The organism is Streptomyces sp. NPDC000348 (genome assembly GCF_042898795.1).
Lineage (GTDB): Bacteria > Actinomycetota > Actinomycetes > Streptomycetales > Streptomycetaceae > Streptomyces.
Window position 1 is genome coordinate 1 of sequence record NZ_JBIAZD010000005.1, and the last position, 16,722, is coordinate 16,722.

The 16,722-nt window shown below is 74.0% G+C and carries 14 protein-coding genes; 8 read left to right on the plus strand and 6 right to left on the minus strand.

The annotated features are described in order from the left end of the window. Positions 1 to 285 precede the first annotated feature (285 nt). Complete coding sequence (locus ACFY3N_RS11790) at positions 286 to 498, minus strand: hypothetical protein (RefSeq protein WP_390816477.1); 213 nt, start codon at positions 496 to 498, stop codon at positions 286 to 288. A gap of 84 nt (positions 499 to 582) precedes the next feature. Between ACFY3N_RS11790 and ACFY3N_RS11795 the strand changes: the two genes are divergently transcribed. Next, complete coding sequence (locus ACFY3N_RS11795; RefSeq protein ID WP_390816478.1) at positions 583 to 1,782, plus strand: bifunctional adenosylcobinamide kinase/adenosylcobinamide-phosphate guanylyltransferase; 1,200 nt, start codon at positions 583 to 585, stop codon at positions 1,780 to 1,782. Between the two features lie 12 nt (positions 1,783 to 1,794). Here the strand turns inward: ACFY3N_RS11795 and ACFY3N_RS11800 are convergent, their stop codons facing one another. Next, positions 1,795 to 2,844: a class I SAM-dependent methyltransferase gene (locus tag ACFY3N_RS11800; RefSeq protein WP_390816479.1), complete on the minus strand. Its 1,050-nt coding sequence runs from the start codon at positions 2,842 to 2,844 to the stop codon at positions 1,795 to 1,797. A 219-nt stretch (positions 2,845 to 3,063) separates the two neighbouring features. Between ACFY3N_RS11800 and cobT the strand changes: the two genes are divergently transcribed. Next, entirely contained in the window at positions 3,064 to 4,176 is a 1,113-nt protein-coding gene (gene cobT / locus ACFY3N_RS11805) for a nicotinate-nucleotide--dimethylbenzimidazole phosphoribosyltransferase (RefSeq protein WP_390816480.1), read from the plus strand. A gap of 262 nt (positions 4,177 to 4,438) precedes the next feature. Here the strand turns inward: cobT and ACFY3N_RS11810 are convergent, their stop codons facing one another. Both ACFY3N_RS11810 and ACFY3N_RS11815 read right to left on the minus strand, forming a co-directional pair. Further along, positions 4,439 to 5,107, minus strand: coding sequence for a class I SAM-dependent methyltransferase (locus tag ACFY3N_RS11810; RefSeq protein ID WP_390816481.1), 669 nt, complete (start codon positions 5,105 to 5,107; stop codon positions 4,439 to 4,441). A gap of 83 nt (positions 5,108 to 5,190) precedes the next feature. Beyond that, the gene (locus ACFY3N_RS11815; RefSeq protein WP_390816482.1) at positions 5,191 to 5,868 is read right to left on the minus strand and encodes a DUF3043 domain-containing protein; all 678 of its coding nucleotides are present in this window, start codon (positions 5,866 to 5,868) and stop codon (positions 5,191 to 5,193) included. A gap of 228 nt (positions 5,869 to 6,096) precedes the next feature. Between ACFY3N_RS11815 and ACFY3N_RS11820 the strand changes: the two genes are divergently transcribed. From ACFY3N_RS11820 to ACFY3N_RS11840, 5 genes are all read left to right on the plus strand, one after another. After that, positions 6,097 to 6,882, plus strand: a complete 786-nt coding sequence (locus tag ACFY3N_RS11820) for a PspA/IM30 family protein (protein ID WP_390816483.1) — start codon at positions 6,097 to 6,099, stop codon at positions 6,880 to 6,882. A 284-nt stretch (positions 6,883 to 7,166) separates the two neighbouring features. Continuing rightward, positions 7,167 to 7,451, plus strand: coding sequence for a hypothetical protein (locus ACFY3N_RS11825; protein ID WP_390816484.1), 285 nt, complete (start codon positions 7,167 to 7,169; stop codon positions 7,449 to 7,451). A gap of 180 nt (positions 7,452 to 7,631) precedes the next feature. After that, positions 7,632 to 8,855 (plus strand): sensor histidine kinase, encoded by a 1,224-nt coding sequence (locus ACFY3N_RS11830; protein ID WP_390816485.1) that lies wholly within the window; start codon positions 7,632 to 7,634, stop codon positions 8,853 to 8,855. Between the two features lie 22 nt (positions 8,856 to 8,877). After that, positions 8,878 to 9,561, plus strand: a complete 684-nt coding sequence (locus ACFY3N_RS11835) for a response regulator (protein ID WP_390816486.1) — start codon at positions 8,878 to 8,880, stop codon at positions 9,559 to 9,561. Positions 9,562 to 9,727: 166 nt separating this feature from the next. Beyond that, positions 9,728 to 12,844 carry an efflux RND transporter permease subunit gene (locus ACFY3N_RS11840; RefSeq protein WP_390816487.1) on the plus strand — a complete coding sequence of 1,039 codons (3,117 nt, stop codon included), beginning with the start codon at positions 9,728 to 9,730 and terminating at the stop codon, positions 12,842 to 12,844. Positions 12,845 to 12,911: 67 nt separating this feature from the next. Here ACFY3N_RS11840 and nadA read toward each other — a convergent pair whose 3' ends face one another. Beyond that, complete coding sequence (gene nadA / locus ACFY3N_RS11845) at positions 12,912 to 14,096, minus strand: quinolinate synthase NadA (protein WP_390816488.1); 1,185 nt, start codon at positions 14,094 to 14,096, stop codon at positions 12,912 to 12,914. Between the two features lie 285 nt (positions 14,097 to 14,381). On the opposite strand from nadA, the gene ACFY3N_RS11850 reads away from it, so the two are divergent. Further along, on the plus strand, positions 14,382 to 14,738 hold the full coding sequence (locus tag ACFY3N_RS11850; RefSeq protein ID WP_111002424.1) for an iron-sulfur cluster assembly accessory protein: 357 nt from the start codon (positions 14,382 to 14,384) through the stop codon (positions 14,736 to 14,738). Between the two features lie 85 nt (positions 14,739 to 14,823). Here the strand turns inward: ACFY3N_RS11850 and ACFY3N_RS11855 are convergent, their stop codons facing one another. After that, positions 14,824 to 16,677, minus strand: coding sequence for a hypothetical protein (locus ACFY3N_RS11855; protein WP_390816489.1), 1,854 nt, complete (start codon positions 16,675 to 16,677; stop codon positions 14,824 to 14,826). Between the last annotated feature and the right edge of the window lie 45 nt (positions 16,678 to 16,722).

Below are 16,722 nucleotides of genomic sequence, written 5' to 3' on the forward strand. Positions count from 1 at the left end.
GCCCCTGGGCGCTCCGCCCCGGCCCCCCTTCGCGCCCCCGCGGCCGCATGTCGGCACAGCCCCGGGCCCCGGGGGGGGGGGGGGGCCCGGGCGGGGGGCCCCCCCCCCCCCCCGCCGGCCGGGGGGGGGGGGGGGGGGCCCCCCGGGGCGGGCCGCCCCCGCTCCAGCCGCGCGCCCCCTCCCTCTTGCGGGCGGGTCCCCCCCGCCCGCCCCGCCCCCCCCGCGCCCGCGCGCGGGGGGGGGGGGGGGGGGGGGGGGGCCACGCACCCGCCCGCGCGCGGGGGCTCAGTCCTGGTCCGCGTGGAGGCTCATCGGGCCGTAGATCTCCGTGGTGTCCTCCAGGAGCCGTACCTGATCGGCTCCGCCCTCCAGGAGGGCCTTCCAGTGCTCCCCGATCCAGGACTCGGCGTCCCCCTGCGTGGGGAACTCCTCCGGCGGCACCGCGGGTTCGACCTGCGTCCCGTCGGCCTTCTCGAACCGCCACGTCCATGCCGCCATGTACGCCTCCCAAGAGTGTGATCACACCGGACCCAAAGCCTAGTCGGACGGGCCGCCACCGTGGGGGCGGGTGAGAATCGGGGCGTGGAACTGATTCTGCTCGGCACCGGCGCCCCGGCGGGGCTGCCCCGCCCCGACTGTCCCTGCGCCGCGTGCGCGTCCGCGCTCGGTGCGCAGGCGCGGGCGGCCACCTCGCTGCTCGTGGACGGGACGCTGCTGCTCGACCTCACGCCGGGCGCCCCGTTCGCGGCCGCCCGCGCGGGCCGTTCGCTGGGCGGCGTGCGCCAGGTGCTGCTGTCGCACCCGCACGACGGCCCCGCGGTCGAGGTCCCGGCCGGGCTGCCGCAGCCGGGACGGGTGCCGGACGGACGGGAGTCGGCGCTGCCGACGGGGCACCGGGTGCGGGCGGTGGCGCTGGACGCGCCCGGCACCGGGTACGCGGTCACCGGCCCGGACGGGCAGCGGCTGCTGTACCTGCCGCCGGGCGGGGCGCCTGCCGGTCTCGAGGAGCCGGCCGAGCCGTACGCCATGGTGCTGCTGGACGTCGTGGGGCGGCCGGACGCGCTGGCGAGGCTGCGGGAGGCGGGGGCGGTGGGCCCGGCCACGGATGTCGTCGCCGTCCACCTCGACCACGACGTGCCGCCGGGCGCGGAGTCGCGGCGCCGGCTCGCGGCGGCCGGGGCGCGCGCCGTGCCGGACGGGACCGCGCTGGAGGTGGGCGCCCACCGGGACGTGCCCGGCGTGCCGCGGCGGACGCTGGTGCTGGGCGGGGCGCGGTCGGGCAAGTCGGTGGAGGCCGAGCGGCGGCTGGAGTCGTTCCCGGAGGTGCTGTACGTGGCGACCGGCGGGACCCGGGGAGGGGACACGGAGTGGGGGGCGCGGGTGTCGGCGCACCGGGAGCGGCGGCCGGGGTCGTGGCGGACCGCCGAGACGTGCGATCTGGTGCCGCTGATCGAGGACGACGGGCCGCCGCTGCTGATCGACTGTCTGTCGCTGTGGCTGACGGACGCGATGGACGCCGTGGGGGCGTGGGACGACGCGAGGTGGGCGGACGGCGGCGAACGGGCGCTGCGGGACCGGATGCGGGAGCTGACGGACGCGGTGCGCGGGACACGGCGGACGGTGGTCGCCGTGTCCAACGAGGTCGGTTCGGGCATCGTGCCCGCGACCGCGTCCGGCCGCCGGTACCGGGACGAACTCGGGCGGCTGAACGCGGCGTTCGCGCGGGAGTGCGAGCAGGTGCTGCTGGTGGTGGCGGGGCAGGCGGTCGTCCTGCGGGGGTGACCGGCGGCCGGGTCAGCGCCCCGGCTTGCGGGCGATGATCCGGTAGGCGTTGGCGAACGGGGTGCGGCGCACCACGGGCGCGAGGGCCAGGTCCGTCACCGCCGCCGTGACCACCAGCGGGGTGCCCGCGCGGAGCAGCACCGTGCGCAGGTGCCGCTGGAAGGGGGTCGGCGGGACGGCACGCCAGGGGGTGTCCGGGGCGGGCAGCGCGTGCGAGAGGGCGAGGGCGGTCAGGCCGGCCAGGTCGTGCGGCACGTGCGCGGCGCGGTGCCCGTCGGTCACGACGGCGCAGCCGCGTTCCTCGAGTTCCGCGCGGAGGTTGCGCCGGGGCAGCAGGTGCAGCCGGCGGGGCTGGTCGTAGGGCAGCCACCAGCGGCCGAACAGCGCGGCGAAGGCGCAGCGCGGGTCCAGGGTCTCGACGAGCAGGTGGCCGCCGGGGCGCAGCGCGTCGAGGGCCGCGTGGAGTTCCGCGCGGGGGTCGGTGGTGTGTTCCAGGTGGTGCAGCAGGCTGACGACGTCGTAGCGGCCGGCCAGCCGGGCCATGACCCGCGGGTCGGTCAGCGGCCCGATGTGGGCCTCCTCGACCCGGCCGAGGACGCGGGCCCGCTCGACGCGCGCGGTGAGGTCGGTGCCGTCGAAGGCGGTGTACGGGAAGAACTCCCGCGCGGTCAGCGGGAAGCGGCCGAGTCCGGTGCCGACGTCCAGCCAGCTCTCCGGTTCGCCGAAGGGGAGCATCGCGCGGGCCGCGCCCCGGCGGCGGTGCCGCGCGGCGTGCAGGGCGAGGACGCGTTCGGTGGCGGGGTCGCGGGGGGCGCCGCGCACGGCCCGCCGGTAGAAGGCGAGGCCCTCGGCGGTGAGCCGGGGGTTCTGGAAGGTGTGGCCGCAGTCCCGGCACTCGTCGACGGTGAACAGGCCCGGCCGGTGCCGGCGCAGATCGCCCGTTCTCAGCCGGTTGCGCAGCCGCGCGGAGCCGCACCAGGGGCAGTTGGCGCGGCGCGGCTCGTGCACCCGGGCGGAGCCGTGGGGGGCGGGGATCGCGCGGGCTGGGTCGGCTGCGGACATGGGCGGCTCCGGCGTGAGGGCGTACGGCACTCGGGTGGTGCGGCGTACGGGACGGCTGGGACGGACGGACGGATGTCCGGCAATCCATGGCAAAACGTTACGGAGGGGAGGGCTCCACGGGGTGGACCGGCGCCGGGGTGGCGCGGTGGGGGTGAGGCCCCGTACGCGAGGCCGACCGGTGCGCCGTCGTGTTCGGCCGGGGCCGGTACTGTTCGGCGAATGAGCTCGCTTAATCTCGACGACTTCACCGATCTGATCGAGCGTCCGGACGGCGGGGTGCGCCGTGACGCGGAGGCGCGCCGGGAGCGTCAGATCGTGCCGCCCGGAGCGCTGGGCCGCCTGGACGACCTGGGTGAGTGGCTGGCGGCGGCGCAGTCCGCGGTACCGGTGCGGCCGATCGAACGGCCGAAGGCCGTGCTGTTCGCCGGCGATCACGGGATCGCCGGGCTCGACGTCTCCGCGCGGGCCGCGGGCAGCGCCGTGGAGCTGGTGCGGGACGTCCTGGAGGGCGGCCGTCCGGTGTCCGTGCTCGCCCGGCGGCAGGGGGTGCCGGTGCGGGTGGTCGACATGTCCCTGGACTGCGATCCCGGGACGCTGCCCGAGGACGTCGTACGGCACCGGGTGCGGCGGAGCAGCGGGCGCATCGACGTCGAGGACGCGCTGACCCCGGAGGAGACGGAGGCGGCGTTCCGCGCGGGGATGGCCGTGGCCGACGAGGAGGCCGACTTCGGTACGGATCTGGTGGTGCTCGGCGATGTGAGCGTGGGCGGGACCACGGCGGCGGGCGTGCTGGTGGCCGCGCTGTGCGGGACGGACGCGTCGGTGGTGACCGGGCGCGGGGGACTGGCGATCGACGACCTGGCGTGGATGCGCAAGTGCGCGGCGATCCGTGACGCGTTGCGGCGGGCGCGGCCGGTGCTGGGTGATCAGCTGCGGCTGCTGGGGACGGTCGGCGGGGCGGATCTCACCGCGATGACGGGGTTCCTGCTGCAGGCGGCGGTGCGGAAGGTGCCGGTCGTGCTGGACGGGGTGGTGACGGCGGCGTGCGCGCTGGTGGCCCAGCGGGTGGCGTTCCGGGCGCCGGACTGGTGGGTGGCGGCGCACGACAGCGGCGAGCCGGGGCAGGCGAAGGCGCTGGACCGGATGGCGCTGGAGCCCGTGCTGTCGCACGGCGTCAGGGTCGGGGAGGGCGCGGGGGGCCTGCTGGCGCTGCCGCTGATCCAGGCGGCGGCGGCCCTGGCGGCGGAGCTGCCGGAGGTTCCGGCGAAGCCGGCGGTTCCGGAGGAGCCGGTGGTGCCCGCGGAGCCGGCGATCCCGGCGGAACCGGAGTGACGAGGGGGCGGACGCCCGCGCTGTCTCCCCGCCTCCGCCGCCCCTTCCCGCCCCTGGGCGCTCCGCCCCGGCCCCCCTTCGCGCCCCCGCGGCCGCATGTCGGCACAGCCCCGCGCCCCTTCGGGGGCGCGGGGAACCGCGCGGGCGACCATCCCCTCGCCCGCGCGTCCGGGGTCGAAGGGGCGGCGCCCCGTGAGGACGACGGGGGAGGGAAACGGCGCCGGGGCGGGAAGAGATCGGGTGCCCGCCGCCGGCAGGGGCCTCAGCCCCGTACGCCGCACAGGTGCAGCAGCGCCGCCACTCCCCGGTAGGGGTCCGTGCGGCCGGCCCGGTCCTCGACCGCGAGCAGGGCGTCCAGGTCGCCCGGAACCGCCGTGTCGTCCGCCGCGGTGTCCGTGAAGACCCGCACGCCGTACCAGGTGTGCAGCGGCGCCCCGATCCCCGCGAGGGTCGACGTCAGCCGCTCCAGCCCGTGGGACGCCGGGCAGAAGGCCGCCAGCGCCCCGGCCCAGTCGCCGCGCAGACCGGACCGCATGGCCGGCGCGTCGCCGTTGCGGACCAGCAGGGACAGCAGCCCACCGGGGGCCAGCATGCGGGCCACCCCCGCCAGTAGCGCGTCCGGCTCCTCGACGTCCATGAGGACGCCATGACACAGCACGACGTCGAAGCTCCCCGGCAGGAAGTGCACACCGGTGTCCCCGGCGTGACCCACGATGATCCGCATCCGCTCCCGGATGCCCTCCGGCTCCCCGGCGAACGCCTCCCGAGCGGCGGCGATCATCGTCGCGTCCTGCTCGACGCCGGTCACCTGATGGCCGGCCCGGGCCAGCCGCAGCGCCTGTGTCCCCCGGCCCATGCCGACGTCGAGCACCCGCAGTCGCCGCCCGACCGGGAAGCGCCCGACTATCTGCTCCTCCAGCTGGCGGGCCACCAGCTCCTCCCGGACGACGTCGCGCAGACCGCCGGGCCCGCCGAGCGGGCCCGGCGCCGCGTCGTCCGTGAACGGCGTGGCGCTCAGGGCCGCTCCCCGCGCTTGACCTGGGGCTTGGGCAGCCGCAGCCGGCGCATCTGGAGCGAGCGCATCAGCGCGTAGGCCACGGCGCCGCGCCGGTTGTCGTCGGGGAAGCGCTCCGCCAGCCGCTTCTTCAGCCGGAACCCGGACACGATCGAGTCCAGGACGATCATCACGATCACCGCGAGCCACAGCAGCAGCGCGGCGTTCTGCAGCTGCGGCACCTGCACCATGCTCAGCACCAGGATGATCACGGCCATCGGCAGGAAGTACTCCGCGATGTTGAACCGCGCGTCCACGAAGTCGCGCGCGAACCGGCGCACCGGCCCCTTGTCCCGGGCGGGCAGATAGCGCTCGTCGCCGCTGGCCAGCGCCTGGCGCTGGCGCTCCAGCGCGGCACGGCGCTCCTCACGCTGCCGCTTGGCGGCCTCCTTGCGCGTCGTCGACGTGTTGGCCACGCTGCGACGCTGCGACTGGGCCACGCTCCGCTTGGGCGTGGGGCGGCCCTTCGGGGCCTCCGGGTGACGGGTCTGCTTGGAGTCGGTCACCGTCGCCTTGTCGGCGGCGGGTGCCTTCTCTTCCTTGGCACGGCTACGGAACACAAAACCCAAGGGTACGGGGTGCCCGGGGTTGGACCCCAGCCCCGGGGGGAACGATCCGGCAACACCGGACGTCTCCAAAAGGACAGAGGGGACGTTGTGGGGTCTCCGGGTGGTCCGGCCGGCCGGACCCGGGGATCACTCTCCTCCCTGCGCCGGATCGGGAGGACGCTCAGTCGTCCTTGGGGATGAGCGCATCCGTCCCCGGACAGTGCGGTAATGGATGCAGGGCCCGTACTGTGGGTTCTGTCGCAGGTGCTGGAGCTGGAGTCGGTCAGAAGGGGGCGCGCGAAGCCCATGAGCGGTGTCATGAAGCGTATGGGGATGATCTTCCGCGCGAAGGCGAACAAGGCCCTTGACCGGGCCGAGGATCCGCGCGAGACCCTCGATTACTCGTACCAGAAGCAGCTGGAGCTGCTCCAGAAGGTCCGCCGCGGCGTCGCCGACGTGGCCACCTCGCGCAAGCGCCTGGAGCTCCAGCTCAACCAGCTGCAGTCCCAGTCGGGCAAGCTGGAGGACCAGGGCCGCAAGGCGCTCGCGCTCGGCCGCGAGGACCTGGCCCGCGAGGCGCTCTCCCGCCGCGCCGCGCTCCAGCAGCAGGTGACGGACCTGGAGACGCAGCACGCCACGCTGCAGGGCGAGGAGGAGAAGCTCACCCTCGCCGCCCAGCGCCTCCAGGCCAAGGTGGACGCCTTCCGCACCAAGAAGGAGACCATCAAGGCCACGTACACCGCCGCCCAGGCGCAGACCCGGATCGGCGAGGCCTTCTCCGGCATCTCCGAGGAGATGGGCGACGTCGGGCTGGCGATCCAGCGGGCCGAGGACAAGACCGCCCAGCTCCAGGCGCGGGCCGGCGCGATCGACGAACTGCTCGCCTCCGGCGCCCTGGACGACCCCACCGGCATGCACAAGGACGACATCCAGGCGGAGCTGGACCGGCTCTCCGGTGGTACGGACGTGGAGCTGGAACTGCAGCGCATGAAGGCCGAGCTGGCCGGTGGTGGTACCGGCCAGCAGCAGGCCATCGAGGGCGGCAGCGGCCAGCAGCAGGCTGAACAGCGGTCGCAGGACACCCCGCGCTTCGACAAGCATTGACGCCCTCTCCTGCCCGAGGGCGGGAGATTCCGGTCCGTACCGCGATGCGGCACCACCTTGGGTTCCTGTTTCACAGGCCTCTGCCGACCGGTGAGGATCGGTCTTACGTGGCCTCCGCAGGCCTGACTTCCCGCCCGTCCGGCGGTAGGTCGGACACGTTGCGTCGCCCGGCATGGCGAGCGTAGCCATGCCACTGCGGCGTTCGGGTCAGGATGCCCTGCACTTCCACCTTGAAGGGTGGAACACTGGGCGGGTGTTCGGTAGCCCACGCCGAGGAGGGCGACATGATCGTACGGATCATGGGGGAGGGGCAGGTGGAGCTGGCCGAGAGCCGGCTCGCCGAGCTGGACCAGCTGGACGAGGAACTGCTCGCCGAGATGGAGAACGGCGACGGGCCGGGCTTCCGCGCCACCCTGAAGGCGCTGCTGGCCAGGGTCCGCGAACTCGGCGAGCCGCTGCCGGACGACTCCCTGGAGCCCTCCGACCTGATCCTCCCGTCCCCCGACGCGACGCTCGAGGAGGTCCAGAACCTCCTGAGCGACGACGGCCTGATCCCGGGGACGACGTAGACACAACCGCGGGCAGCCGTGCCGCAGCGCCGCCGCCGTGACTGCGGGCAGTCGTGCCGCAGGGCGGCACGGGTGGGCGCGGCGGCACCCCGCAAGCGCCGGGCTGCGCAACCCCGCCCCGGCCGGAGCATCCCGGTGGCCACCCGCACCGGCGCCCGCCCCCGGCTACCGTAAACAGCCGTGAGCACCCTGACACGCGCCCGGTGCCGAGTGCGGGCGCACCCCTTCGCCCTGGACGCGGCCCTGGCCGCGGGCGTCCTCGTGTGCATGGTCGCCGGATCCTTCGTCGAACCCCACGGCCCCGAGGGCGTCACCTGGGGACTGCGCACCCCCGACCCGCTCAGCCTGGTGCTCATGACCCTCGGAGCCGCCGCCCTGGTCCTCCGCCGCCGCGCCCCCCGTACGGTGCTCGCCCTGGCCGGCGGCGTCTCCGTCGCGGAGTCCGTCACCGGCGACCCCCGCGCCCCCGTCGTCATGTGCGCCGTGATCGCGCTCTACACCGTCGCCTCCACCACCGACCGCCCCACCACCTGGCGGATCGGCCTGCTCACCATGACCGTCCTCACCGGCACCGCGATGGCGGTCGGCCCCCTGCCCTGGTACGCCCAGGAGAACCTGGCGATCTTCGCCTGGACCGGTATCGGCGCCACCGCCGGGGACGCCGTCCGCAGCCGCCGCGCCTTCGTCCGGGCGATCCGGGAACGCGCCGAACGGGCCGAGCGCACCCGCGAGGAGGAGGCCCGCCGCCGCGTCGCCGAGGAGCGCCTGCGCATCGCCCGCGATCTGCACGACGTGGTCGCCCACCACATCGCCCTGGTCAACGTCCAGGCCGGAGTCGCCGCCCACGTCATGGACAAGCGGCCCGACCAGGCCAAGGAGGCCCTCGCCCACGTCCGCGAGGCCAGCCGCTCCGCGCTCGGCGAACTGCGGGCCACCGTCGGCCTGCTCCGACAGTCCGGCGACCCGGAGGCCCCCACCGAACCCGCGCCCGGCCTCGACCGCCTCGACGAACTCGCCGGCACCTTCCGCAGCGCCGGACTGCGCGTCGAGGTCGCCCGCGGCGACGAGGGCACCGACCTCCCCGCCGCCGTCGACCTGGCCGCGTACCGGATCATCCAGGAGGCCCTGACCAACGTGCAGAAGCACGCCGGCACCGACGCGCGGGCCGAGGTCAGCGTCGTCCGCGTCGGACCCCGCATCGAGGTCACCGTCCTCGACGACGGCACCGGCGAGGACGGTGACCACACCCCCGGCGGCGGGCACGGACTGCTCGGCATGCGCGAACGCGTCGCCGCGCTGCGCGGCACCCTCACCACCGGCCCCCGCTACGGCGGCGGTTTCCGCGTCCATGCGATCCTGCCCGTCGAGCCCCGCACGTCCGCCGCTCAGGACGGCGGCCCGTGACCACCGTCCCGCTGGAGCCCGTATGACGATCCGTGTCCTGCTCGCCGACGACCAGGCGCTGCTGCGCAGCGCCTTCCGGGTGCTCGTCGACTCCGAGCCGGACATGGAGGTGGTGGGCGAGGCGTCCGACGGCGCGGAGGCGGTCCGGCTGGCCCGGGAACAGCGCGCCGACGTCGTCCTCATGGACATCCGGATGCCCGGCACCGACGGACTCGCCGCCACCCGCATGATCAGCGCGGACCCGGAGCTCGCGGGGGTCCGGGTGGTGATCCTGACGACCTTCGAGGTCGACGACTACGTCGTGCAGTCGCTGCGGGCCGGCGCCTCCGGTTTCCTCGGCAAGGGCTCCGAGCCGGACGAGATGCTGAACGCCGTCCGGATCGCCGCCCAGGGGGAGGCCCTGCTGTCCCCGGTGGCCACCAAGGGCCTGATCGCCCGCTTCCTCGCCCAGGAGGGCACGTCCGGGGCCGACCGCGACCCGGCCCGCGCCGAGCGGCTCGGGACGCTCACCGTGCGCGAGCGCGAGGTGCTGGTCCAGGTCGCCGGCGGCCACTCCAACGACGAGATCGCCGAACGCCTGGAGGTCAGCCCCCTCACGGTGAAGACCCACGTCAACCGGGCCATGGCCAAGCTGGGTGCCCGCGACCGGGCCCAGCTGGTGGTCATCGCCTACGAGTCGGGGCTGGTCCGTCCGAGGGTGGAGTGAGTCCCACGGGGCGTACTGCGGCGGGAGTAGGCGCCGCGCGAGGAATTGGACCTCGGGTCTACGGATCGGCCCCCGCGGATGCCCCAGGGTGTAGAGCGGGCGCCCACTTGCGCGCGCGCCCGCTCCTGTCGGACTTCTGCCGTTCCACGGAAAAGAGACCCTGACCATGTCCTGGCTGTCCAGATTCAGCCTCGCGCAACGGGCGCTGATCGGACTGATGTCGATCATCGCGCTCGTCTTCGGGGCGATCGCGATACCCCAGCTCAAGCAGCAGTTGCTGCCGACCATCGAACTGCCCATGGTGTCCGTGATCGCGCCGTACCAGGGCGCGTCCCCGGACGTGGTGGAGAAGCAGGTCGTCGAACCCATCGAGGACAGCCTGGAGGCCGTCGACGCCATCTCCGGCGTCACCTCGACGGCGAGCGAGGGCAACGCCCTGATCATGGCGTCCTTCGACTACGGCAACAACACCCAGCAGCTCGTCGCCGACGTCCAGCAGGCCGTCAACCGGGCCGGCGCCCGCCTCCCGGACGACGTCGACCCGCAGGTCGTCGCCGGTTCCACGGACGACATCCCGGCCGTGGTGCTCGCCGTCACCTCCGACAAGGACCAGCAGGCGCTCGCCGACCAGCTCGACCGGACCGTGGTGCCCGCGCTGGAGGACATCGACGGCGTCGGCCAGGTCACCGTGGACGGCGTGCGCGACCTCCAGGTCACCGTCACCCCCGACACCGCGAAGCTGACGAAGGCCGGCCTGACCGCCCAGTCCCTCTCCCAGGCCCTCCAGGCCGGCGGGGCGACCGTCCCGGCCGGCTCCTTCGACGAGGACGGCGCCAACCGCACCGTCCAGGTCGGCGGCGGCTTCACCTCGCTGCGGCAGATCGAGGACCTGAGGGTCACCGGCGAGCCCGGCGAGGGGAAGCCGGTCCGCCTCGGGGACGTCGCCACGGTGAAGGAGGAGGAGGCCAGGGCCGACTCCCTCACCCGGACCAACGGCAGGCCCAGCCTCGCCGTGATGGCGACCATGGACCACGACGGCAGCGCGGTCGCCATCTCGGAGGCCGTCGAGGAGAAGCTGCCCGGCCTGCGGGAGGACCTCGGCGACGGGGCCACCCTCACCGTCGTCAGCGACCAGGGGCCGGCGGTCTCCAAGGCCATCGAGGGCCTGACCACCGAGGGCGCGCTCGGTCTGCTCTTCGCCGTCCTGGTGATCCTGGTCTTCCTGGCGTCGGTCCGCTCGACCCTCGTCACGGCGGTCTCCATCCCGCTCTCCGTGGTCCTCGCCCTGATCGTGCTGTGGACGCGCGACCTGTCGCTGAACATGCTGACGCTGGGCGCGCTGACCATCGCCATCGGCCGGGTCGTGGACGACTCGATCGTGGTCCTGGAGAACATCAAGCGGCACCTCGGCTACGGCGAGGAGCGCCAGTCGGCGATCATGAACGCGGTGCGTGAGGTGGCGGGCGCGGTGACGTCCTCGACGCTCACCACGGTCGCCGTGTTCCTGCCGATCGGCCTGGTCGGCGGCATGGTGGGCGAGCTGTTCGGCTCCTTCAGCCTCACCGTCACGGCGGCGCTGCTGGCGTCCCTGCTGGTGTCGCTGACGGTCGTGCCCGTCCTGTCGTACTGGTTCCTGCGGCCCCCGAAGGGCACCCCGGAGGACGCCGAGGAGGCGCGCCGGATCGCGGAGGAGAAGGAGGCGAAGAGCCGCCTCCAGCGCTTCTACGTCCCCGTGCTGCGCTTCGCCACCCGGCGCCGGCTGACCAGCGTGGCCATCGCGGTCGTCGTGCTGATCGCCACCTTCGCCATGGCGCCGCTGCTGAAGACCAACTTCTTCGACGCGGGCGAGCAGCAGGTCCTCACCGTCCGGCAGGAGCTGGAGCCCGGCACCAGCCTGGCCGCGACCGACGCCCGGGCGAAGAAGGTCGAGAAGCTGCTCGGCGACACCGAGGGCGTCAAGGACTACCAGGTGACGATCGGCTCGTCCGGCTTCATGGCGGCCTTCGGCGGCGGTACGGACACCAACCAGGCGACGTACCAGGTGATGCTGGAGGACGACGCGTCCTCCGAGGACGTGCAGGACAGCGTCGAGAAGGGCCTCGGGAGGCTCGACGGCATCGGCACCACCACCATCGCGGCTGGTGACGGCTTCGGCAGCCAGGACCTGAGCGTCGTCGTCAAGGCGGCCGACACGCAGACGCTGCGCAAGGCGGCGGACCAGGTCCGGGACGCGGTGGCCTCCCTGGACGACGTCACGGACGTCACCAGCGACCTGGCGCAGAGCGTGCCCCGCATCTCGGTCAGGGCCAACGACAAGGCGGCCGCGGCCGGTTTCAACGACCAGACCCTCGGCGCGGCGGTCGCCCAGTCGGTGAAGGGCACCCCGGCCGCCAAGGCGGTCCTCGACGACACCGAGCGCGACGTCGTCATCCGCTCGGCCGACCCGGCCACCACCGTGGACGAGCTGAAGGACCTGCGCCTGGGCCCGGTGAAGCTGAGCGACGTCGCCACCGTGGAGGTGGTGGACGGGCCCGTCTCCATGACCCGGATCGACGGCCAGCGCTCGGCGACCATCACCGCGAAGCCGACTGGGGACAACACCGGCGCCGTGGGCACGGACCTCCAGAAGAAGATCGACGCACTGACGCTGCCCGCGGGCGCGACGGCGGAGATCGGCGGCGTGACCGAGGACCAGGACAAGGCGTTCGTCAACCTGGGCCTGGCGATGCTGGCCGCGATCGCGATCGTCTTCATGCTGCTGGTCGGCACCTTCCGGTCGCTCGCCCAGCCGCTGATCCTGCTGGTGTCCATCCCGTTCGCGGCGACCGGCGCCATCGGCCTGCTGCTGGTCACCGGCACCCCGATGGGCGTTCCGGCGATGATCGGCATGCTGATGCTGATCGGCATCGTGGTCACCAACGCGATCGTGCTGATCGACCTGATCAACCAGTACCGCAAGCAGGGCCACGGCGTCGTCGAGGCCGTGCTGGAGGGCGGCCGCCACCGTCTGCGGCCGATCCTGATGACGGCCCTGGCGACCATCTTCGCCCTGCTCCCGATGGCCCTGGGCGTCACCGGCGAGGGCGGCTTCATCGCCCAGCCGCTGGCCGTGGTGGTGATCGGCGGTCTGATCACGTCGACCCTGCTGACCTTGCTGCTGGTGCCGACGCTCTACACGATGCTCGAACTCCGCAAGGAGCGGCGCGCGAAGAAGCGGGCGGCGAAGAAGGGCGTGACCGCACAGGGGGAGGCTCCCCGGGAGCCGAAGCCGGCCCAGGTCTGACGTCCGTCCGTACGACGAAGGGGCGCCCCGTGGATCCACGGGGCGCCCCTTCACGTGCGGGCCCTGTCTACGGCAGCGCCAGCATCCGCTCCAGCGCCAGCTTCGCGAACGCCTCCGTCTCCTTGTCCACCTCAATGCGGTTGACCAGGTTCCCCTCGGCGAGGGACTCCAGGGCCCAGACCAGGTGGGGGAGGTCGATGCGGTTCATGGTGGAGCAGAAGCAGACCGTCTTGTCGAGGAAGACGATCTCCTTGCCCTCGGACGCGAAACGGTTCGCCAGGCGCCGTACGAGGTTGAGCTCGGTGCCGATGGCCCACTTGGAGCCGGCCGGGGCCGCCTCCAGCGTCTTGATGATGTACTCGGTCGAGCCGACGTGGTCCGCGGCGGCCACGACCTCGTGCCGGCACTCGGGGTGCACCAGGACGTTCACGCCGGGGATGCGCGCGCGCACGTCGTCGACCGAGTCGAGGCTGAACCGGCCGTGCACCGAGCAGTGGCCGCGCCACAGGATCATCTTCGCGGCGCGCAGCTCGTCCGCCGTCAGCCCGCCGTTCGGCTTGTGCGGGTTGTAGACGACGCAGTCCTCCAGGGACATTCCCATGTCCCGCACCGCCGTGTTGCGGCCCAGGTGCTGGTCGGGGAGGAAGAGGACCTTCTCCCCCTGCTCGAAGGCCCAGTCCAGGGCCCGCCTGGCGTTGGAGGAGGTGCAGATCGTGCCGCCGTGCTTGCCGGTGAAGGCCTTGATGTCGGCGGAGGAGTTCATGTACGAGACGGGGACGACCCGCTCGGCCACCCCGGCCTCGGTCAGCACGTCCCAGCATTCGGCGACCTGCTCGGCGGTGGCCATGTCGGCCATGGAGCAGCCGGCCGCGAGGTCGGGCAGGACCACCTTCTGGTCGTCGCCGGTGAGGATGTCCGCGGACTCGGCCATGAAGTGCACACCGCAGAAGACGATGTACTCGGCCTGCGGGCGCGCGGCGGCGTCGCGGGCCAGCTTGAAGGAGTCGCCCGTGACGTCGGCGAACTGGATGACCTCGTCGCGCTGGTAGTGGTGGCCGAGCACGAAGACCTTGTCCCCGAGCTTCTCCTTGGCGGCGCGGGCGCGCTCCACCAGGTCCGGGTCGGACGGCGAGGGGAGGTCGCCGGGACACTCCACACCGCGCTCGCTCCTCGGGTCGGCCTCACGGCCGAGCAGCAGCAGGGCGAGGGGCGTCGGCTGTACGTCGAGCTCCTGGGTCTGGGCGGTGGTCACGACACGCACCCTTTCTGTTCTGGCGACTTCTCGTCGAAATGACGCTATCTATCATAACCGGTTCACGTCACTTTGACGACGGCCATAGCGTCCATGTGACGTGAATCCCGGCCGGCGCCGAACCGTTCCCGGAAGGTCCCACAAGAGCCGGTTTCCGCTCCGCACGGCGTGTGCGAGCATGAAGGGCGAGGCGAGGAAAACACGCGCCCGGCCCGGAATGAATCCGCGGTCCCGCCGGTTGCAACCGTCGGCAAGCAGTCTCCGTACAACCCGGGAGAGATGTAGATGTCCGTATCGGACGAGACCACCACCGTCACCGACGGCATCGTCCTGACCGACGCCGCCGCGTCCAAGGTCAAGGCCCTGCTCGACCAGGAAGGCCGTGACGACCTCGCCCTGCGCGTCGCCGTCCAGCCCGGCGGCTGCTCCGGCCTGCGCTACCAGCTCTTCTTCGACGAGCGTTCGCTCGACGGCGACGTGGAGAAGGACTTCGGCGGTGTGAAGGTCGTCACCGACCGCATGAGCGCCCCGTACCTGGGCGGCGCCACCATCGACTTCGTCGACACCATCGAGAAGCAGGGCTTCACGATCGACAACCCCAACGCCACCGGCTCCTGCGCCTGCGGCGACTCCTTCAGCTGAGCCGGGTTCCCCCACCCGGCGGCGCACGACGAAGGCGGCGGCCCCTGATGACAGGGCCGCCGCCTTCGGGCTTCTCCCCCCGGTGCTACCGGGTGGGCGGCGCCGGCAGCCGGGCGCCGTCCTTCCACAGCGGAACCGGCTTCCCGTCCGTGCCCACGACCTCGCGGTCACCGAGCGGCGCGTCCAGCCGTACCGTCTGCTGGTACTCCTTGGCGATCAGGATGCACACCTTGTCCGGCCAGGGCGTCTCGGTCACCCGCACCGTCACCTCGCCGTCCTTCTCGCTCGCCGTCGTCTCGTAGTCGGCGCACACACCGCCCGTGAAGGTCACGGTCAGTTCGTCGCCCTCGGCGGTGTAGCCCTGGACGTCGACATCGCGGGTGGACGGTGCCGCGGTCGGCTCGTCGCCGGGTTCCGTGGGCTCCGGGCTCGCCTCCCCGGCCCCCGTCCGCGCAGCGAGGAACTCCGGGTCGACCGCCGGATACGTCACCGTGAAGACGTCCTTCGTGCCCCGGGGCCGTACCTCGAACAGCCAGGACGGCACGAGGGCCGGCCGCCCGTCCACGGAGTGCGGGGCCAGCCCGAACACCGCGCCGCCGACCGTGACGGTGCCGCCCTTCGGCTCCGTCGCCGGAGCGCACGGCTCCGGCCGCCCGTCCTCGAGCGGTACGGAACCGGCGCAGCCGCCGGTCCCCGCGCGGTGGCCGGAGCCCGGTGCCGCGTTCATCAGTTCCAGCGCGTCACCGGCGCCCACCACGGGGTAGGTGTCGCCCTTCACGGGCTCCGCGAGCCGGCCGCTGCCGCCGACCACCTCGCCCGCGGCGCCGACGACCACGCCGGTCGTCCAGCCGTGGGTCGGCAGCCCGCCGACCTCGGGGTCGGCGTTCACCACGCGCCCGCCGCCCATGACCTGGCCCGCGTCGAGCTTCGCGTCGTCCTGGCCCACCGCCTTCAGCACGGGCGCGGCGGCCTTCTTCGCGACGGACTCGCTCACGACCGGACCGCCGGTGGGCGGGGCCGAGCACGTCGCGCCCTTGCAGTTGTCGGTGCCCGGGGTGTTCCGGCTGAACGTCCAGGCGCCGGGCGCCTCCCGGTGCACCCGCAGCGTGGGCCCGGAACCGTCCTTGCCGCCGATCCGCCAGGAGCCGCCCTCCGCGACCGGCTCGCCCTCCAGCCCCAGGGCCCTCGCCAGCGTGACCACCCGGTCCTCGGCGACCTGTCCCCGGACGCGGTACACCGGCGCCGAACCGGGACCCTCCGGGAGCGGGCCGTCGGCGCGGTAGACGGCGCCGTACGGGTCGGGCTCGCCGGGCGCGATCCCGTGGGCGTCCCCCAAGGGGCCGTCCAGGGCGAGCGGCGGGGGAGAGGTGTCACCGTTCGCCCCCGGGGTCGTACCGCCCGCGGAGCCGCCGGAGCCACCGGAGGCGCTCGCGGCGAGATAGGCCCCGCCGCCCCCGACCAGCAGTACGGCGGCGGCGACGGAGGCGATCAGCACGGGCGAACGCCGCCGCCCGGCCGGTCCGTCGGGGTGTCCCTCCCAGGAGGGCGGGCCGTCGGCACGCCGCCCCCCGGTCACGGTCCCGCCCGCGCCGGACCCCGACTCGTCCTCCGGGGTCCCGCCCGGCGCCTTCGCGTTCCCGTGGCCGGCCCCGGCCTCCCCGGCGCGGGTGCCGGCGGGAGCGGCGTCCGTCTTCCCGGCGTCCGGCTCGGGCTTCGGGGCCCCGGCCCCGGAGGTGCCGGCGACGGCCTCTCCGGGACCGGCACCGGGTGCGCCGGCGACCGGCCGTGCCGTGCCCGGCCCGGGACCGGCCGGCTTCCGCTCCCGCTGCTCCGGGGCACCCGTCCCCCCGTCGTGGCCCGAAGCGCCCCCGGTGTCGCGCGTACCGCCGGAAGCGGGGCGCGCCTCGGCGTCGTCGTTGTCGGGTCGCTCGGTGTTCACCGCATCGCTCCTTCGGCTGCGCAGCTGTCCCGGAAAGACCCTCCC